At 58.7% G+C, this 20040-nt stretch carries 17 protein-coding genes; 13 read left to right on the top strand and 4 right to left on the bottom strand.

From position 1 onward, the window contains the following. Nucleotides 1-176: 176 nt before the first annotated feature. On the bottom strand, nucleotides 177-1166 hold the full coding sequence (locus tag NZK35_RS23560; RefSeq protein ID WP_259634976.1) for a polysaccharide deacetylase family protein: 990 nt from the start codon (nucleotides 1164-1166) through the stop codon (nucleotides 177-179). A gap of 47 nt (nucleotides 1167-1213) precedes the next feature. Further along, nucleotides 1214-2533, bottom strand: a complete 1320-nt coding sequence (locus NZK35_RS23565) for a sugar transferase (RefSeq protein WP_259634977.1) — start codon at nucleotides 2531-2533, stop codon at nucleotides 1214-1216. Between the two features lie 412 nt (nucleotides 2534-2945). On the opposite strand from NZK35_RS23565, the gene NZK35_RS23570 reads away from it, so the two are divergent. The 13 genes from NZK35_RS23570 to NZK35_RS23630 all read left to right on the top strand — a co-directional run bounded on the left by NZK35_RS23570 (nucleotide 2946) and on the right by NZK35_RS23630 (nucleotide 16176). Beyond that, entirely contained in the window at nucleotides 2946-3581 is a 636-nt protein-coding gene (locus NZK35_RS23570; RefSeq protein WP_259634978.1) for a class I SAM-dependent methyltransferase, read from the top strand. Between the two features lie 375 nt (nucleotides 3582-3956). Further along, nucleotides 3957-5753: a translation elongation factor 4 gene (gene lepA, locus NZK35_RS23575; protein WP_259634979.1), complete on the top strand. Its 1797-nt coding sequence runs from the start codon at nucleotides 3957-3959 to the stop codon at nucleotides 5751-5753. Between the two features lie 23 nt (nucleotides 5754-5776). Further along, complete coding sequence (locus tag NZK35_RS23580) at nucleotides 5777-6943, top strand: pyridoxal phosphate-dependent aminotransferase (protein ID WP_259634980.1); 1167 nt, start codon at nucleotides 5777-5779, stop codon at nucleotides 6941-6943. Next, on the top strand, nucleotides 6940-7767 hold the full coding sequence (locus tag NZK35_RS23585; RefSeq protein WP_259634981.1) for a nitrilase-related carbon-nitrogen hydrolase: 828 nt from the start codon (nucleotides 6940-6942) through the stop codon (nucleotides 7765-7767). Before NZK35_RS23580 ends, NZK35_RS23585 begins: the two co-directional genes overlap by 4 nt. Nucleotides 7768-7950: 183 nt before the next feature. After that, the gene (locus NZK35_RS23590) at nucleotides 7951-8388 is read left to right on the top strand and encodes a Dps family protein (protein WP_259634982.1); all 438 of its coding nucleotides are present in this window, start codon (nucleotides 7951-7953) and stop codon (nucleotides 8386-8388) included. Nucleotides 8389-8535: 147 nt separating this feature from the next. Further along, nucleotides 8536-8793, top strand: a complete 258-nt coding sequence (locus NZK35_RS23595; RefSeq protein ID WP_259634983.1) for a hypothetical protein — start codon at nucleotides 8536-8538, stop codon at nucleotides 8791-8793. A gap of 3 nt (nucleotides 8794-8796) precedes the next feature. Beyond that, complete coding sequence (locus NZK35_RS23600) at nucleotides 8797-9573, top strand: protein-L-isoaspartate(D-aspartate) O-methyltransferase (protein WP_259634984.1); 777 nt, start codon at nucleotides 8797-8799, stop codon at nucleotides 9571-9573. A 93-nt stretch (nucleotides 9574-9666) separates the two neighbouring features. Beyond that, nucleotides 9667-10779 carry a cytochrome-c peroxidase gene (locus NZK35_RS23605; protein WP_259634985.1) on the top strand — a complete coding sequence of 371 codons (1113 nt, stop codon included), beginning with the start codon at nucleotides 9667-9669 and terminating at the stop codon, nucleotides 10777-10779. A 202-nt stretch (nucleotides 10780-10981) separates the two neighbouring features. Beyond that, nucleotides 10982-11977, top strand: a complete 996-nt coding sequence (locus NZK35_RS23610; RefSeq protein ID WP_259634986.1) for an ABC transporter substrate-binding protein — start codon at nucleotides 10982-10984, stop codon at nucleotides 11975-11977. Continuing rightward, a complete protein-coding gene (locus tag NZK35_RS23615; protein WP_259634987.1) occupies nucleotides 11974-14313 on the top strand; it encodes a PAS domain S-box protein in 2340 nt (779 codons plus the stop codon). The genes NZK35_RS23610 and NZK35_RS23615 overlap by 4 nt, the downstream gene beginning before the upstream one ends. A 1-nt stretch (nucleotide 14314) precedes the next feature. Then, on the top strand, nucleotides 14315-14680 hold the full coding sequence (locus NZK35_RS23620) for a response regulator transcription factor (RefSeq protein ID WP_259634988.1): 366 nt from the start codon (nucleotides 14315-14317) through the stop codon (nucleotides 14678-14680). Between the two features lie 79 nt (nucleotides 14681-14759). Then, on the top strand, nucleotides 14760-15155 hold the full coding sequence (locus NZK35_RS23625; RefSeq protein WP_259634989.1) for a hypothetical protein: 396 nt from the start codon (nucleotides 14760-14762) through the stop codon (nucleotides 15153-15155). A gap of 49 nt (nucleotides 15156-15204) precedes the next feature. Next, nucleotides 15205-16176, top strand: coding sequence for an ankyrin repeat domain-containing protein (locus tag NZK35_RS23630; protein ID WP_259634990.1), 972 nt, complete (start codon nucleotides 15205-15207; stop codon nucleotides 16174-16176). Here NZK35_RS23630 and NZK35_RS23635 read toward each other — a convergent pair. Continuing rightward, on the bottom strand, nucleotides 16067-18367 hold the full coding sequence (locus NZK35_RS23635) for a peptidase (protein ID WP_259634991.1): 2301 nt from the start codon (nucleotides 18365-18367) through the stop codon (nucleotides 16067-16069). The two genes, NZK35_RS23630 and NZK35_RS23635, sit on opposite strands and share 110 nt — an antisense overlap. 194 nt (nucleotides 18368-18561) lie before the next feature. Beyond that, on the bottom strand, nucleotides 18562-19971 hold the full coding sequence (locus tag NZK35_RS23640; RefSeq protein ID WP_259634992.1) for a DUF1501 domain-containing protein: 1410 nt from the start codon (nucleotides 19969-19971) through the stop codon (nucleotides 18562-18564). Nucleotides 19972-20040 lie beyond the last annotated feature (69 nt).

The following is a 20040-nucleotide window of genomic DNA, read 5'->3' on the forward strand; positions in this document are numbered from 1 at the left end:
TCTTCAGATGAGGGCCCGTAGGCTCGCGCCAAACGGCTGATATTCGTTTGACATCAGCCGGTTCGCGCCAGCGTCCGGGCCCCCTCATTCATGTTAACTTAGCGGTATTGGCCTTTAGGCGATCCACGGTCGCTGCGACGCAGCGACCGTGGGCGGCTAAAGCCCAATACCAACACTTACGCTTGTGCCATTCGTGTCCGACACGCTACCGCCTGGGCGTCGAGCGATCGCACTTGCTGGATCATGGTTTGCACGTTGAAGGTTCGGCCGTAACGTTGCAGTGCCCAGCGAACCAGTTCGAGCTTTTCCGCCCGAGGCATTTTCATGCCGGGGAAGTAGGCCATGTCGGGATCATCTTCACACCCCAGAACATCGGGGGGATGCAGCAACAACGAAGGCGTGGTGCCCGTCCATCGGCACAACCGCAACGCATTGCGGAGGTAGGATTTGGCCGCCAGTTTCGAAACACCGGCCAAGAACAGGAAGTAGCTGAAGTGAATCGGCGTGCGGGTCAACGGCATCACGGTCACCGGAATCTCCCACAACTGACTCGCATCGACCGTGCGACAGAAAGGGCGATTCGGATTCCGCATCGCGGCGAATCCGCCATAGAGCTGCTTGGCTTTTTCTTTTTGCTCGCCCTTGAGCTTGGTTCGTGCCAGAAAGACCGCCCGGGCGATCGGCGCGACGGATGTCGGGAAAACGGAAGCGTCATAGGCGTAATCCAGCTTCGCCAAAACTTGCAGGACATCATCGGGACACGAGAACCCCGGTCCACGAAACCCCCGTGGCTGAACACCCAGCGAGGACGCGATGGCCTGGTGTGTCCCAGCGATTTCCGCGAAGATTTCTTCGCGATCCATGGTGTGCATCCACGGCAGATGATTCATCGAGTGATTTGCGAACTCGACCGATTTCAACGTCTTGAACGAATCGACCGCCGCGGTGTCCCGCGCACAGCGGAGGTCGCGGCCGACGACAAACACGGTCAACGGTAAATCGAGTTCACCGAGAAGGTCCACCATCCGCTCGGCGGCAATCGGCAGGTAGCTGGATGTCGATTCCCAGTCTTGGCGGCCGGCGGCGCGGAGGTAGGCCCACTTGTTGTCGAAGTCGACCGACAGGCTGGCCGGGGGGCGTGCGTCTTTTCTAGCAGATGCGTTCATGCGTGTTTTCCGCTCGGACGCCTCATCGCGCCGCGGTACCGATGGAGCTACTCCCCCCCGCGTCCGGTCAATGGCACCAACGCGGTGCGAGCGATCAGCCACAGATCGCTCCACAGATCGTTGCGGTCGACGTACTGCAAGTCCATCCGCATCCAGTCATCGAACGTTTCCGCCGCGGCCTTGTCGACTTGCCAATAACACGTCATGCCCGGCGGCACGTCCAAACGGCGGCGTTGCCAGTGATTGCAGGCGCGACTTTCATGCCAGGGCAGCGGCCGCGGCCCGACGAGCGACATGTCGCCACGCAGCACGTTGATGAACTGGGGCAGCTCGTCGATGCACGTCTTTCTCAACAGGTGCCCGATCGGCGTGACGCGGGGATCGTGCTTGATCTTGAACGCCGGGCCGTCGCGGTGGCTTTTCTGACGAAGCGCCGATTGTTTGCTTTCGGCGTCCACCTCCATCGTTCGCATTTTGTAGATCGTGAACGGCTTTCCCCCCATCCCCTCGCGGGTCTGCTTGAAAAATGCCGGTCCGGGGCTGGTCAGCTTGACCGCCACGGCCGCCACGACCAACACCGGGCTGACCAGGACCAGACCGATCGAAGCCCCGGCAAGATCAATCGCGCGCTTGGTCAAACGCCTCGCCAGCGGTCGATCGCTGAGGAGAGCTTCGCGGGTCTTAAAGGCGCTGTGCTTCGAACTGCGTGCCGTCCCGGTCGCCGTTGCCGTCCCGGTCGCCGTTGCCGTCCCGGTCGCCGTTGCCGTCCCGGTCGCTATTGCGGTCGCGTCCTCATCGCGAGACGTGATCTCAGGGGAGCGTGCCGTCTGTTGGCAAATGGCGGGACGCTGCTGGACGGCCAGGCCGAGCGTGTCGCTCGAGCTTCGATCGACACGCAGCCAGTTCGATTCCGTGGCATCCTCGCGGCGTCGTTTGCCGGCGCCGGTGGGCAGAGCGACATCGCGATCGGGGTCAAAGCCTTCGGGGTCATGCACGCTTACTGAAAGCGTCGCATTGATCTTCCGCGTTTCGCACAAGCCGGCGAGTCGATCCAAAACGGATCGTCCGCCCATTTCGGGGGTATCGACCAGCAAGACGGCGAAGCGATCATTTCCCAGCTCGGCTTTCTGGTCGGTCAGGCGAACGTTTCGGTGCAAGATGCGAATCAATGCCCGCCGACGCGATTGCAGCTGCCGCCCGCCCGCCACGTCGATCGTGACAATGCAAAACGGAATCGACCGTCGCGTCGCTCGGATGCGTTCGCGCGATACTTCCCGATTGAATTCCGTTCGTGTCAGCAGCAGCGAATCACCATCCCGAAGGACGGAGTTTCGAGACTGCAAACGATTGATCAGCGTGGCTAGCACGGCAAAGTCCAAGCTCGTGTCACATCGCCCTCATCCATAAACGGCGATGTTGTGGAAAACGTGTTGTCGGCGGCGCCCATCCCGTGGCGCTTTGGTTCAGGTTATTGACTCGTGGTTGCTTCAGTTGATCGAGCGAGGCGCACCAAGCACACCCCCGTCGCCACCCTAGGCTAGTTATCCCGTGAAATCGGTCCAGGCGGTTTTCCAACAACGATCGTTGTAGTCCATGAACCAGCGAAAATGGTGACTGTTAAGCGGATTTTTACGGCAGGGCAATTTCTGTAACCTTATGCAACGCGTAAAGTCACGTAGCTTTACCCTCAAAATGCAGTTTATTCTCGCGAGTATCACGTTGAACACACCCCAGCAGCCCGGCCGGTCGCCCCTGCTTCGAACCCTCGAACCGGAGCCCATGGATAATGAATCGGAGGTCCAGGAGTACCAGCAAATGGATCACGAGGGTGTCAACGGCGCCTTTGTCGACGACTTGATCGCCGGGGGCACGGTCGGCCCTAAAGTCGTGGATCTGGGCTGCGGGACGGCGGCCATCCCCGTTTTGCTGTGCCAGCGTCTCAGTGAGATTGAGGTCCTGGGGGTCGATTGTTCGGTCGAAATGTTGGAGGCCGCCCGCATCGAGATCGAGCTCGGTTCGGTCACCGGACGCGTGTTCTTGGAGCACGCCGATTGCAAGGTGCTCGACGGGTTCCAAGACGATTCCGCCGACACCGTGATTTCCAACACGATGCTGCACCACGTCGCCGAGCCGGAACGCGTGATTGCCCAGGCGATCCGAATCCTGGCGCCGGGTGGACGCTTGTTTCTACGTGATCTTGCCCGGCCGGCCAGCGAAGCCGATGTCGAGGGGCTGGTCGATCTGCACGCCGCCGGGGAATCGGACTACGGTCGGCAATTGCTGCGACAATCCCTGCACGCGGCGTTGACCGCTGACGAGGCGGCGGACATTCTGGCCGGTTTCGGTGTGCCCTCCGAAGCGGTCCGCATGACCAGCGATCGACACTGGACACTCGATTGGATCAAGACGAAGTGACGCGTGGTCGGCAACGCTATCGGGGGTAGCGGAACTCGCCAGCGGTCGGTCGATTGAATCAGCCGTTTGGCGCGAGCTACGGGCCCTGGTGTGTTTTCTTCGTGCTCCAGGCCCGTACGTGAGCGCGAAACGGCTGATCCCATGTGTGATCGGATTAAATGTGTGTTCGGATCAAATGTGTGATCGGATTAAATCGACAGGCCGCGAGCCCAATGCCACCGACAGAGACACCCAACGGGGTGTTTTCGATTGGCGGTCGAGCACAAGCCCTTCGGTGGCAAAGCAGGCATCGAATCCCTGTTGGTTGTCGCCCCGATCCACTAGGATCTAAAGCGTGAACGTTACTCTCGCTTCTTTGTCGCAAGACCCCGGCGCATGAAACAAATTCGGAACTTCTGCATCATCGCCCACATCGATCATGGAAAGTCGACCTTGGCCGACCGCTTGATCCAGGCTTGCGGCGGCGTCACCCAGCGTGAGTTCCACGACCAGATGCTCGACTCGATGGATATCGAGCGGGAGCGTGGCATCACGATCAAGAGCAACACGATCACGCTTGCCTACATCGCGCCGGACGGTCAGGAGTATCAATTGAACCTGATCGACACTCCCGGCCACGTGGATTTTTCACATGAAGTCCGGCGATCGTTGATGGCCTGCGAGGGGGCGTTGATGGTCGTCGATGCGTCGCAGGGTGTCGAAGCGCAAACGGTGGCCAACCTCTATCTGGCGATGGAATACGATCTGGAACTGCTGCCGGTGATCAACAAGATCGATCTGCCGGCGGCGGATGTCGACCGCGTCCGTGAGGAGATCGACGCCGACTTGGGGCTCGATCCGTTTGCGGCGATCCCGGTGTCGGCCAAGACCGGCCAAGGCATCGGCGACGTCCTGGCGGGCATCGTCGAGCATTTGCCGCCGCCCAAAGGTGATCCCGACGCGCCGCTCAAAGCGTTGGTCTTTGACGCCCATTTTGACAAGTACCGCGGAGTCATCTTGCAGTGCCGCGTGATGGACGGGACGTTGAAATCGGGGCAGACGATTCACTTCATGCACGGCGGTCGTGACTACAAGGTCGACGAACTGGGATACAACCAATTCAAACTGAATCCCCGCAAACAACTTTCCGCCGGCGAAGTCGGCTACATCGTCGCCGGCGTGAAGAGTGTTCAGGACATCGAGATCGGCGACACCATCACCCTGCTCGATCGTCCCGCGACCGACCCCATCCCGGGCTATCAACCGGCCAAACCCGTCGTCTTTTCGTCGGTCTACCCGATGAGCACCGATGAGTACCAGGATTTAACCAAGGCGCTCGACAAACTGGCGATCAACGATGCGGCGCTGACCTTCGAGAAAGACTCCTCGGCTGCACTCGGGTTTGGGTTCCGCTGTGGCTTTCTCGGGTTGCTTCACTTGGATGTGATCCAAGAGCGATTGCAGCGCGAGTTTGACATCGGCTTGGTCATCTCGGCGCCTTCGGTCAAATACAACCTAAAGCTCAAGGACGGATCGACCATCGACGTCGACAACCCTTCCTATTGGCCCGACCCGACCAATATCGACTCGGCAACCGAACCCTACATCAAGGCTTCGATCCTGACGCCGGAAGAGTTCGTCGGACCGGTGATGGAGTTGTGCCGAGAACATCGCTCGGAAAGCCAGACGATGAACTATCTGTCGGCGGGTCGAATCGAAGTGTCCAGCGAGATGCCGCTCGGTGAGGTCCTGTTCGATTTCTACGGCAAACTCAAGATGATCACACGGGGCTACGGATCGTTTGACTACGAGCAGATCGAGTATCGAAAGACCGACGTTGTGAAAGTCGATATCCTGGTCAACAAAGAACCGATCGACGCGTTGGCCTACCTGGTTCACCGAGACAAGGCGCGGGCACGTGCCCTGCATTATTGCGAGCAGCTTGCCGAAGCGATCCCACGCCACCAATTCAAAATCCCCATCCAAGGCGCGATCGGCGGTACGATCATCGCCCGAGCGACGATTCAGCCGTATCGAAAAGACGTGACCGCAAAACTGTACGGCGGCGACGTGACTCGAAAAAAGAAATTGCTCGAAAAACAAAAGAAGGGTAAGGCGAAAATGAAGCAATTCGGCAGCGTCAACATCCCCCAAAAAGCCTTCGTCTCGGTGCTTCGAGCGGATAAGGATTGACCGGACTCAGGACTCGAGCTGCAGTGATCGCCAATCGAATTCAACAAGTACAAGACCCCGTCATTCCGATCGTGGGACGATGGACGAGCGAACATCCCGGAACCATTTCGCTGGGCCAGGGCGTGGTGCACTACGCGCCGCCGCAGGAAGTGTTTCGGGCGGTTGCCGAATCCGCCCATCCCGGTCGCGGTTTGGATCGTTATGGACCGGTCGCCGGAAATGACCCGCTGATCGAAGCGATCGAAAAGAAACTGATCGCCGAAAACGAAATCGATCCGATCGCCGATCAATCGTCCGTCGTCTGCACGGCCGGTTCCAACATGGGTTTCCTCCATGCCATCCTGGCGATCGCCGAGATCGGTGACGAGATCATCTTGTTGGGCCCGTATTACTTCAATCATCACATGGCAATCGAGATCGCCGGTTGCCGCCCCGTCGTCGTTCCGACCGATCGCGAAAACCAACCCGACCTCGATGCGATCGCCCAGGCGATCACACCACGCACCAAAGCCGTCGTCACTGTTTCACCCAACAATCCGACGGGAGCGGTTTATTCAAAAGACGATCTCGCGGAGATCAACCTGATGTGTGCCGCCCGCGGGCTGTACCATCTTTCAGACGAGGCCTACGAGTACTTCACGCACGACGGTGTGCGACACTATTCGCCCGGATCCGCCATCGGCGCGAGCGAACACACAATTTCGCTGTTCTCACTTTCCAAGGCCTATGGGATGGCGGGCTGGCGGATCGGCTACTCGGTCGTCCCGAATCATCTGCTGGTGGGAATCAAAAAGATCCAAGACACCAATTTGATCTGTCCCCCGGTCATCTGCCAGGTCGCCGCAGCCGCGGCGCTGCACGTCGGATCGCAGTGGTGCCGAACGCAAATCACCGGATTGACCGCCGTCCGCGATGCGACGCTGCAAACGTTGTCCGAGCTCGGGGACCGAGTTCAGTTCGCGGTTCCTCAAGGCGCGTTTTATGTCTTGTTCCAATTACAGACCGATCAGTCCGACATGGCATTGGTGGAAACACTGATTCGACAATTCGGAGTCGCCGTCTTGCCGGGCAGCGCATTTGGTGAGTCGAAAAGCTGCACCCTGCGTCTTTCGTATGGGGCGCTCGATCCGGCATCCGTCAGCGAAGGCGTGGGGCGTCTCCGCGACGGCCTCGCCACACTTCTTTCATGAACCGGTTACCAACGATGCAGATTGCCGCCGTCCAATTGAACATGGCTTGGGAAGACAAAGCCGCCAATCACCAGCGTCTTCGCGACTTGCTCTCAGCCGCCAAGATCCAGCCGGGCGCGCTGGTGATCGTCCCGGAGATGTTTGAAACGGGATTCAGCATGAACGTGCAGGTGACCGCACAAAGCGAAGCCCGCGAAGGCGAAGCGTTGCTGCGAGATCTGGCGCGACAGTACGATGTCGCCATGATGGGCGGCGTTGCGAGCCCCGTCAGAGAAGGTCGCTCAAGCAATCAATGCGTGGTCTTCGCCCCCGACGGGACACAGTTGGCACGCTATCAAAAAATGCATCCGTTTTCGTTTACCGGTGAAGCCAACCATTACACCGCCGGCACGTCTCCGGTCGTGTTTCAATGGCAGGGCGTCAAGATCACTCCCTTCATCTGCTACGACCTCCGCTTTCCCGAAATCTTTCGGCCGGCGATCCTCCGCGGCGCAGAACTGATCACCGTGATCGCCTGCTGGCCCGCCGTCCGCAGCGAACACTGGGTGCGACTTCTGCAAGCCCGAGCGATCGAAAATTTGGCGCCCGTCGTGGGAGTGAATCGCTGTGGCGAAGAACCGAAGCTGAAGTTCGACGGCCGAAGCTGTGCCTTCGATCACATGGGAAACCCGCTCTTTGAAGCCTCTGACCAAGAGCAAGTCATCATCACCGAAATCGATCTCGAAGCGGCACGGCGGTGGCGCTCAAAATTTCCCGCCTTGCAAGACATCACGGGTGTCGACGATTCGTCCGTTCTCGACCAATCGACGCCGAGCGGAAAATAAGTGTCGGATCTAGCGAGTGGGATAGGCTTCCAGCCTGTCATTGGAGCGTCGACCGGTCGTCGCTGCGAGACCGCCACGCATCGATGCGTCCGAATTGCGTTGCGCGATGTGTGTTCGCCGCGTGCCTTGGCAGGGCACTATAATGCAGCGTTGATTATCAGTTTTTCGTGAAGGAAACCCAAAATGAGTTCTTCTGTTGTTGATGCATTGCGTCAGGTCGTTGCCGATTCGTACGCGTTGATTGGTCAAACGCACATTTGTCACTGGAACGTTCGCGGCCCCGGTTTCTTTTCGCTGCACAACGCGTTCGAGCTTCAATACACCGAACTGTTTGCCGCGGTGGACGAAATCGCCGAGCGGATTCGCGCCAAGGGTGCGTTGGCTCCCGGTGGATTGGCCAATCTGGCGAACATGGCGGGCATCGCAGAGATCGACGAAGACGCATCGGCCGAACAGATGGTCAAGCATCTTGTCGAGTCCAACGAAAAACTGCTCGGCGATCTGAAGAAGGCCCGTGACATCGCCGGCGAAGCAAACGATTCCGAATCCGAAGACTTGATGATCGCTCGGATGCAAGTCCACGAAAAAACCGTCTGGATGCTGAAGAGTTACCTCGGGTAACCCGAGTGGCCTTTCGCGGCGGGGCGTTTCAAGCGTGTTCAACTTGGGCCATCAACGATCGCCCCAACGCGAGCTGAAACGATCGTTGGGTTTAGCGGCTGTCATACTTGATGGCGTCGGTGCATCCTCGGGGCGGGGATCGATGCATTGGTCGGCAAGATCGCCGGGAAGGCGGGGTCGGCGAACCGGCTGGCCTTCGGTATCGCCCTGGCGGTGGTGAAACACAGAGAACCGGTCGATCGCGGATTTCGAATTCCGACCTCGATCCCGATTGTTGCCACTGCTGCCAATGCTGTGTTAGTCTGCTTTGTGTCATGGTTTGCGCAGATCGCATTCGAGGGCGTCACGGGCGACGCATTCACTCGCCAGCGCGTCTGCTGGTATTGTAAATCTTGTTCGGATTGACAGATGACATCGACGACTCCGCTTGGCCTGGCAACTCTTTCGGTCATCGGGTTGATCTTACTGAGTGTTGCAACCTCTTGTGACGGACCATCGGGAACGACAGTGCCAAGCGACTCCACCAACACCGATCGAGAGAACCAGGACGATTCCGATGCGTTGTTGCGTGGCCAAATGGTCGCTCGGCAGCTTGCCGCCCGCGGTATCAACAATGAACGTGTGCTCGATGCGATTCGGCGCGTCCCGCGTCATCAATTTGTACCGACGCGATTGCGAGACCGGGCCTACGATGATTCGCCTCTGCCGATCGGCAACGAACAAACCATTTCCCAGCCCTACATCGTCGGCTTGATGACCGAATTGGTGGATCCGCAAGCGGACGATCGAGTGTTGGATGTCGGGACCGGGTCGGGCTATCAAGCGGCCGTGTTGGCGGAACTGGTCCAGCACGTCGACAGCATCGAGATCGTGGAGTCGTTGGCCAAAGATGCGGCCGAGCGATTGAAATCGCTCGGCTACAAGAACATCCGTGTCCACCACGGTGATGGCTATGCCGGTTTACAGAGTGGAGCTCCGTTCGACGCGATTGTTGTCGCCGCCGCCCCCGATCACGTTCCACCTGCTCTGATCGACCAGCTCGCCCCCGGCGGCAAGATGGTGATCCCGGTCGGCGACCGGCTTCAATCGCTGATGCTGATTGAAAAGCACAGCGATGGAGAGGTTGTTCGGCGCAAGGTGGCCCCCGTGATGTTTGTTCCGATGACGGGCGAAGCGGAAAATTAAATTGACGTCTGCCGGCGGGCGGCGTGATCGATTTCAGTCGAGTGGTTGGGGTATACTGCCGAGGATTCACCACTTGCCGCGAGGAGCACTGCGATGAAACCGCTGGGATTGAAAAACGTCGGGTTGGCCATTGTTCTTTTGGTTGGAGGTTTGGTGGCTTGTTTGGACGGGCATGCCGTCGAAGCGGTTGATTTGGAAGCCGCCAATCCCCTGTTACCCATTCCTGATCCTCCTTTGGGAATCGGCGGTGAAAAGAATCCTCCCGCGACCCTGTTGGACTTGGAGGACCCACCGACTCCACAGACCGTTCGACTCGGGCGTTGGCTGTTTTTTGATAGACGACTTTCTGCCGACAACACGGTGGCGTGCGCGACGTGCCACAAACCGGAAAACGCGTTCTCTGAAACGACTCCGGTTTCGACGGGAATCGGCGGCCAGAAGGGTGGACGCAAGGCACCTTCGTTCACCAACCAGGCATGGGCCACGCTTCCCCATTTCTTTTGGGACGGACGGGCGGCATCACTGGATGAACAGGCCGGCGGTCCGATGACCAACCCGATCGAAATGGGGCAGAAAGATCACAGCGTCGTTGTCGCCAAGATCGCGGCGATCCCGGGCTATGCGAAATACTTTGAAGAATCGTTCGGCACCCCGGAGGTAACGATCGAAAGAATCACCAAGGCGATTGCGGACTACGAGCGGACTCGAATGAGCGGCAATTCCGCCTGGGATCGCTACGTCGCCGGTGACAAGTCGGCACTGTCTGAAGACGCCAAAAAGGGCCGCACGCTGTTTTTCGGCAACGGGTTTTGCAACAACTGCCACAAGGGGCCCAACCTGACCGACAGCGACTTCCACAATTTGGGCGTCGGCTGGGACGAAAAAAAACAGACCTTTGCCGATGAAGGTCGATTCGCGGTGACGAAAGAGGAACAAGACAAAGGAGCCTTCAAAACACCTTCGCTCCGAGATGTCAGCAAACGCGCACCCTACATGCACGACGGCTCCATGAAAACGCTTGAGGAGGTCGTCAGGTTCTACAGCAAGGGCGGAACCCCCAATCCCTACCTGGATCGCAAAATCGATCGACGGTTTGCCGAGCAACTGGATTTTTCCGATGCGCAAGTCAACCAATTGGTCAAGTTCATGGAATCGCTCGACGGCGAAGGCTATCAGGACACCGAGCCGGCGGCATTTCCCCAGTAGCACGGCGCTCGCTGACGCGCTGGCGGCGAACAGGATCGCGTTGAGGATCGGAGCATCCATTCAATCGACAGTCTCATTCGGAATCACGTCGCGAGGTTGATGAAATGTTCTGAGACGGGATCGGGAAATTCGGATAAACTTGTGGTGGTGGTTTTGATCAACAACGAAGTGGCACACCTACCCGTGCCGGAGGACACCATCGATGCCAAGGAAGCGTCTATCGATTGCTTTGGTCGTGGCCGCGGGTGTTTTCGCCGTCTTAGCAATCGAAACGCTGGAGAATTGGAGCGGGAGACGAGAAACGGAAACTCCCTTGTTGTTGGGCACGAATTTGTGGTTGGGTTACGAACCGCTTTTTCTGGCTCGTGGTCTCGGTCATTTTGATGAAAATTCCGTTCGCCTGGTCGAGTGCGCGTCTTCGAGTCAAGTGATTCGCCAATTTCGTGACAATACGATCCAGGCTGCCGCATTGACGATCGATGAAGTCTTGCTGTTGAGAGAGCGCGGCCTGGACCTGCGGGTGGTGCTGGTGATGGACATCTCACAAGGCGGCGACGCCATTCTTGCCCGTCCCGAAATGCAGGATTTGGCCGATCTGCGTGGTCGCAAGGTCGGGGTGGAAAACGCCGCGTTGGGCGCATTTGTGCTGATGCGGGCCCTGCAAAAGGTTGACCTCTCCGTCCAGGATGTGACCATGGTGTCGGTGGAAGCGGACGAACACGAACGCGCCTTTCTATCGCAACAGATCGACGCGGTCGTGACGTTTGACCCCATCCGCAGTCGGCTGCTGGCGGCGGGAGCGATCCAGTTGTTCGACAGTACCGAAATGCCGAATGAAATCGTCGACGTCCTGGTCATCCGTGCCGACGCACTGGAACGACATCAGTCGCACCTCATCACGGTCCTGCGAGGGTGGTTCAAGGCACTCGAGTACCTCGAACAAAACCCCGACGAAGCACTTCGCCGCGTGTCACACAGGATCAAGCTGACAACTGAGCAGATCAAGCAGAGCCAAAGGGGGTTGCATGCGCCGAACTTGCAGGAAAACCTGTTGCTGCTCGGCGGGCAACCCTCTCCGTTGGAAGAAAACGCGAGTCGCTTATCCACGGTGATGGTCGACAACGCGTTGCTGGGAAAGGGGGTGGTTCTTTCCGATTGCATTTCGGCCGAGCCGTTGATGGAGGTGTCGGCGCGATGAACGATCGATCGACTCCGACACGCCCACTCCAATCGCAGGTCGATTCAACGATTCAATATCCGTTGCGGATTCTGTTGCCGCTGAGTCTGATGGTGATGGTGTTGGCGCATACCGGTTGGTCCCTATTCTCCAACCGTTCGCAGATCGTCAACAGCACCAATCGCGAGGCGGTGATCGTTTTGAGGCGGACGATGTCGCAACTGGCGGGGTCATTGGAGCGGGCTGCGCGGCGCAATGAGCTGTCCACGATGCAGTATTCGCTCGCGTCGCTGGGTGCGGATCCCGAAGTCAAGTTTGCCGTGTTGATCGATGAAGAAAATGACGTCATCGTCTCCATGCGACGCGCCGACGTCGGTCATCGGTTTGCTGAGTCCGTATCGCAACCCTATCGAGAGTCACCGATTCTGGATGCAGGTGCCCTCGCACGTGTCCGTATGTCGCAGATCAGCAGTACCCTTCCGTTCGGCGACGGGCACACCATCGTCGGCATCCACCCGGTCGTGCTGGGCGCCAAAACGGATCGGATCCGCCCCGATCATTTGGGGCTGTTCGTCGTGCTTCGTGACATCAGACCGACCATTCAACGGGCGACCACCGCGGTGTCGCGTCAGGCAGTCGGAACCCTGGTGATGAGTTGCCTGATCGCCATCGGGCTGGGCCTGTTCTTTCACTTTCGAATCGCCAAGCGTTTGGAACGATTGGAAGAAATGACGCGCATGGTCGGCGCGGGAAACCTGACGGTGCGGACCGGCATTTCCGGTGGCGATGAAGTCGCCGCGCTTGCCCGTTCGCTCGATCGCATGGTCGTCGATCGCGACATCGCCGAGCAAACACTGGGCTTACAGGCGATGATTCTCGCACATGTCCATGATGCGGTGATCTCAACCGATCTGAACGGCAATGTCGAGACCTGGAACAGTGCCGCGACTCGCTTGTTCGGATATTCGGTCGAGGAAGCCATCGGCCGCTCCGTCGATTTCCTGTACTTTCCCGACAACGTGGTCGCCTGGAAAGAACAGGTCATGCTGCCGAGAGCGGAACGCTCAGCTGACGACCTGCAAATGCGATTGCGCCGCAAAGATGCCAGCGCGGTCCTGGTCTCGCTTCGTCTGTCGCTGATGAACGCCGATGACGGTCGACCGATCGGCATCATCGGTTGCTGCAACGATATCACCGAGCAGAAGGAGATCGAAGCAAAACTGAGCGAAAGCGAAAAGCTTGTGCGGGAGAAACTGTCCGAGCTGGAACATCTGTATCGAACCACGCCGATCGGATTATGCATGATGGATACGGAGTTGCGGTATCGTCGGATCAACGATGAACTGGCCAGGATCAATGGGTTGCCGGTGGAAGCCCATCTCGGCCGGCCACTACGTGAGGTCTTGCCTGACATCGCCGACAGCATCGAACCGCTGTATCGTGAAGTGATCGAGACCGGCCAGGCCAAACGCAGCATTGAAGTCGAACGGCCCCCGGTCGACGGCCACGGCCAGTCGTCTTTCTTTCTCGCCAGCTACCACCCGCTCAAAGATGATACCGGTCGGGTGCGGGGCGTGAGCACCGTCGTCAAAGATGTCAGTGAACGACGCCGCGCCGAAGAACGCCTTCGAAATAACGAGACGCAATTGGCACACGTGTCACGACTGTCCACCATGGGAGAAATGGTGGCCGGAATCGCACATGAAATCAATCAACCCCTGTACGCGATCGCCAATTACGCGGCCGCTTGCGAACACCTCTCGCGAAGACGTGAGCCCGGCTGGGAGGAGAAGGTTCAATCCGTCATGGGGCAGATCGCCGAACAGGCCGTCCGTGCCGGAGAGATCATCAAACGGGTGCGAGGCTTTGTTGCCAACACGGAATCGGACTACTGCCCGATCGATCTCAACGAATTGATTCGCGACACCACCAAACTCCTCTCGTTTGAAGCCAAGCGTCTCGGTGCCACCGTGTCGCTGGAACTCGACGCTGCCCTTCCACCGGTGATGGGCGACGCAATCCAGATTCAACAAGTGCTCGTGAATCTGATCCGCAACGCGTTCGAAGCGATGGACGGTCAAGTCAATGGCAAGAACAACGTTCAGATCCGTAGTGCGACGCTCGATGGTGACGCATCGGTGTCGGTGAAAGACTCCGGCCCCGGCATCTCCTCCGACATGGTGGATCAACTCAAAGAACCGTTTTACACCACAAAAGAACACGGATTGGGAATGGGGTTGGCGATCAGCCAGACGATCGTCGCGGCGCATGAAGGCCACTTGGAGATCCGATCGGACGCGGACGGGGCCGGGGCCGAGTTCTGTATCAGATTTCCCGCACTTCACGAGATTTGCTGAAATGGCCGTCCCACCCACCGTTTTCGTCATCGATGATGACCCGTCGGCACTCAGCTCGGTTTGTGCCTTGCTGACCGCGTTCGGGATGACGGTCAAACCCTTCGACTCCGCCGAAGACTTCTTGGCCGACTACAACGAATTGCAGCCCGGTTGCCTGCTGTTGGATGTGCAACTGCAGGGCATCGGCGGACTGGATCTTTTGCGACAGCTGAGAAGGAACCAGCTTGATTTGTCCGTGATCGTGATCAGCGGGAACGCCGACAAACAGGTCGTCAGAACCGCAACCGAGCTTGGCGTGACCGAGGTGCTTCACAAACCCGTCCAGCCGCACGATTTGGTCGACGTCGTCCAGAGGGCGTTGGGATGATCTGGATTCATACAATCGCAACCATCACCGATGTGCCCTGTCAGGTTTCCGGTTCCTGTCCGTCGCGGTGCGATTTCCCATGAATTTGAAACGAGCGTTCGCTCTGTCTTGCGCCGTCGTGATCGTCACGCTCGCTGCCGTGGACGTCTGGAATCGTTTCGATCGGCCCGACAGAGCGGTTCAGCCCGAGTGGAACGCTCGCCCGGTCGGTCGCCGCCTGACCGATTTCGAGCGGGGACTTTCGCAACAGCAGACGCGGGAACTGAAAACGCTGTTCCCCGACTACCACCTGCCGCTCGACCAGGATCGGCGGTCCCGGGAATTACGCCAGGCCATTGAGCGAGACGATCATGGCGACGTCGAGCGGCTGCTGTTGCTCGACCTCGCCCGCCGCAGCGGTCAGCAAGAAATTTTGGGGACGTTGCAGAATCGACATCAGCAGTGGCTGGAAGAGTATCGAAAACGGAAATCATGATCTGCTACAACAGATCGATGCGCAAACGCCGGTGACGTACAACGATGCAATGTTGCGGGCAGCCATTCGCAGCGGCAACGTCGAGTTGTGCCACGATGTGATCGAAAACGGTGCCACGCTCGAGAAAGATCCGGCGAAAGACGAGGCGTTGCTTCGATTGGTGATGGTCGAACATCGAAGCCCTGAATTGACGGATCTCTTGTTTGATTTGGGGATCGAAAAAGCGTATCCCGAACAGTTCGATGTCAGTCGCGGTTACAGCCAATTCCATGAGTACGGTCACCCGTTGTATCACGCGGCACTTGTCGGTGACGTGGACTATTGCCGTTACCTGATGCTCAACTTTCCAGCCGACCGGCTTTGGCAACCCTTGCGATATTCATCCTATGAATACGATTCGGACATCGAGTTCTTTAATCCGGGATACACTCCGCTGTTCGCTGCCGTGTTCAACGATCACTGGGAAGTGTTGGAGTTATTTTTGACTGAGGGATTCAAAGATGCTGCGGGTGAATCCTTGATGGACGTCAATGCGGTCAGTGTGCACGGATTGACGGCGCTGCACGAAGCCGTCAACTACTCCGCCGCTCGTTGCGTTCAGTTGTTGTTGGCTTTCGGTGCAGACCCGCTGGCTCCTCGCGTCGGGCAAACCAACCGTCTTGGTGACACACCGCTACATTTAGCCATCCACGAAAAGAACGCCGCCCACAGTTCCCCCTCCTGGCCGATCGAGCCCGAGCGACCGAGAATCTTTCCGATGCTGGCGACGGTTGGACGCCGTTGTTTTCCGTGTTCCATACCGATTCGGCGATGGCGTTGCCGCCCTTCACGGATCGTCTTGCGTCCATCGTTTTGCCTCTCAGCTCTCCGCCTTCATCATTCTGCCCCGTATCATTCTGCCGTCTTTCGCGTCACCGACTTCCCCGTTGCGACGTCACTTCAAAGGGCATCGCGGGCAGGAATCCATAGTCGGTACGCCAGGGTTTGGGGGCGGGGTCGTCTTCGGTCGGTTCGGGGGTGAATTCCTTGTAGACACTCAGCAACAGATTCCCCCGCTCACCCGGCTGGATCTTTTCGGCAGACACTTCAAACTTGATCGCGGCGCCCCCGACGGCATCCGGAACGATCGAAGCGGTGATTCCCTCTGGGGCTTCGTACAGTTCGACGTGCATTTGATCGACCGGCGTCCGTTGGGCATTGATCATGGCCCGTAGCAAGAACGCTCCGTCACGCGGCAGCTCGATCCCGTCCTCGGGCACCGCGATCTTCAGCGGCATGCCGGCCCCCGGTCGTCCGCTCACCATCACGTTCCAGTTTTCCACCGGAACCAAGTGGTACCAGATGAACGCTTGCATCATATTTTCCGCGGGAATCGCCGGGCGCACGATTTTCGATCGGCTCCGCAATCGCCTCGGTGCGGTGCCTTCCATCTGCAGGGCGATCGCTGTCTCACTCGGCGTCTGGGGAACGGTCAGCGTCATCCGAATTTGATCGGATGTGCCCGGGATCATGCCGCCATCGAGACGGAATCCGGGCGGCGGATCAACGAGTGACAGTTCGATGTCCTGGTCGAAGCCGTCTTTGCGCAGCGCGAACACGCTGATCGGCACGACCTGTCCGGCGCGGGCGATGATGCTTGAGGGCACCACGCGGAGCTCATAGTCGGCTTGCGGTGGTCGGAGATGAAGTCGATACCCGAAATCAGGACCACCGTTGCCTTGCGCATCGGTGACGGTCAGGTAGTAATCCGATCGCGAGCCGACCGAAGCCTCCAGGTGCGAATCGGCGTGATGGGTCAGCATCGCTTGCGACAGGTCGTTGTAGTCATCATTGAAAGCGACTTCGTTTCCTTGGGCGTCGGTCAACGTCAACATCGAATCGAGCGGCGAACCCAGACGGCGCGCGTGGATTTCGGCGATGATCCGACCGGTGGCGTTGATCCGATAAACGTCCACGTCACCCGGTTCATCGATGCGGCCGTTGACCGTCATGCGTGTGGTGATTTCCTGTGCCGTCTCTCGATCGTTATTGGTCGCTTCTTCCATCACTTCCGGCCAATGGTCAATTTGCAGCGGAAATCGCACTGCGTGATCGCCTTGGATGGAGGAGTACCAGCGTCGGGGACGATACTGCTGGCGCGACATGGTTCGGATCTTCTGCTCCGTTCGGGTCAGGTTCCAGCCTCGCAATTGGATTGTTGATTCCGATTCCACGCGTGCGCCCAGCGGAAAAACGCTGGTGACAAACGGTATCTCTCCCACCGTGATTCGGTACACAAAGTCCTCGCGGCCACGAAAGAGCGCGTCGCGGATTTCAAGCGTGTAACGGCCGTCTCGGGGAACCTCAAAATAGAGCAACGGGTCTTGGCGGTAATAAAACGAATCGGCGAAACTCACTTCGTCACCGGCTTCGTCCGTCATCCGTACGACTGCTTGAAACCATCCGGGGACGGCATCGGCGAGGTAGGGGATCACATCACGTGCGGCGACGTGGACCACCAGCTTCATCCCTTGCTCGGCTTCCATGCGAAATCGATCGACGTCCCCCGGCATGATCTGGCCGTTGATCACCAGCGGAAAACGCCCCGTCACCTCCGTGGCAACCAGATCATTCGGCTCCGACTCACGCGTCTCAATCCAGCGATCCACATGGAACCAGATCGGGTTGGAGATCGCATTGTCGCTCAGGAATCGCAACTCCCGCTTTCCCACCGCGGCTTCCAGCGAGGCGGTGATCCGCAACGTGACTTCTTCTTCCAGTTGGTCATTGGGTTGACGTTTCGGATCGCGTTCACGCCTGCGATAGATCTCCATCTCGCGAAGTTGTTCTTCGGTGATCCCTGCGGCCTCGGCGATCTCTTCGTCGGTCGGATTGTTGTTGCTGCCCCGCAAAACCGCCTGACCCATCAGGCGTTCGCGCGTCTCGCGAAACTTCATGCTCAGGTTGTTGTACTCGCCCGCGGTCAGCGGCCGGTACCAGCGAAGAATTTCCACATTGACGCCCTCGCCGGAAACGTAGACTTCGCTGGCATCCTTCAAGTATTGTCCGCCGACGACGACTTCACAGGACATGCCCCGTTCGCATCCGGCCGGAAAAACGTACGCCAGATGTGGGGCTCTGCTGCGGTTTTGCGCCGGTGCCGGAGCAGACGCCACCGCGAACAAGAACAGCACCGCGTAACACGCAGACCGTGGAAGTTGGTGTTGATTCATCGTTGCGTCTCGATCATCAGGTGGGGTAAGCATCCTGCTTGCCGTTGCAGTTGAATCGCAAGCTGGAAGCTTACGCCACGGATCGCAAGCTGGAAGCTTACGCCACGGATCGCAAGCTGGAAGCTTACGCCACGGATCGCAAGCTGGAAGCTTACGCCACGGATCGCAAGCTGGAAGCTTACGCCACTTGGTTGTCAGGTGATTTCTTTGAGTCGTCCGCCGCTTTTCATGCCCTCGTCCGCTCCGGGCGTGGCCCGGACGAATTCGCCCATCGGATGCGGCAAACTGGCCTCGGGGTCGATGCCCAGTAATTCATACATCGTTCCGATCAGATCGCCGGGATAGACCGGGCGATCCCGGACCGTTTCGCCCCGTGCATCGGAGGTCCCGACGACATGGCCGCCTTGAAATCCGCCCCCGGCGACCAGCGATGAAAACACCGAGCCGAAGTGATGGCGACCACCATTCCAGGGTGATTCGGAAGCGACCTTTGGCGTGCGTCCGAATTCGCCGATGCACCACACGATCGTGCTGTCCAGCATTCCACGGTCGTCCAGGTCGGCGATCAGCGTCCCCAAACCGCGATCGAGTTCAGGCAACTTGCGACGCATCGACGGGAAATGATCTTTGTGGGTGTCCCAACCGCCGTGATTGATCGTCACAAATTTGCAACCGTTTTCGATCAATCGCCGCGCCGCCAGACACGATTGGCCGAACTTGGTGCGGCCGTAGCGCGTCCGCATTTCATCCGGTTCGGTGTTCAAATCAAAAACATTTCCGGCATCGCCGACGATCAAGTCGTAGGCGTGTTGCCGGGCTTGGGCCGCCATCGACAAACTGGGGCGGCCGGGGATCGCGCTGCCGAGCGAGTTCATTTCGCCAAGCAATCGCCGTCGTTCCAGCTGTTGCTCTTTGGACAGATGGGGCGAGATGATGCCTTCGACGGCGAACCGCGCCGCGTTCGGGTCGCCACCGGTGGCAAACGGTTTGTATTTGATCCCCATGAACCCGGCTTCGGAGAACCGACCTTGCGGGCTGGTCAGGACGATATACGGCGGGATCAAATTTTCTTTCTCACCCGGTTTGAGTTCGGGAAATCCTTTGAAAGCGGTGACGACGGCGCCCGCGGCGGGATAGACCAGCCGCCCCGGCATTCGACCGGTTTGAGTCAAGTAGGATGCGGTTTCGTGTCCATTGACGCCGTGGGTCATGCTGCGAATCAACGCGTATTTGTCCGCCACCTTGCTGAGTTCGGTCAACAGTTCCCCGATGTGGATGCCGGCGACGTTGGTCGCACTGGTGCCGCCGAGCGGACCGGTGTAGTCGCTTCCCGATTCCGGCTTCGGATCAAACGTATCGGTGTGCGGCGGCCCGCCTGCCAACCAGATTTGGATCACCGCCTTGGCCTTGGCCGATTCCAGCCGAGCGGCCGAGTCCACGTCGGCCGACGTGGGCGTTGCCCCCGCCGCAACCGTGTCTGCGGCGGATCGGTGTGCGGAGATCAATTGAGACGCCATCATCAAACCGGCGGCATTGATCGCGCCACCGTGCACGACCTGTCGGCGGCTCAGTCGTCCGCGATCGTTTCGTCGTCTCGGTCTCATCGTCATTCTCAAGGGTTACAAGTGGCGTAAGCTTCCAGCTTGCGAACGTGGCGTAAGCTTCGAGCTTGC

It is taken from the genome of Stieleria sedimenti (assembly GCF_025060895.1).
Taxonomy (GTDB): Bacteria; Planctomycetota; Planctomycetia; order Pirellulales; family Pirellulaceae; genus Stieleria; species Stieleria sedimenti.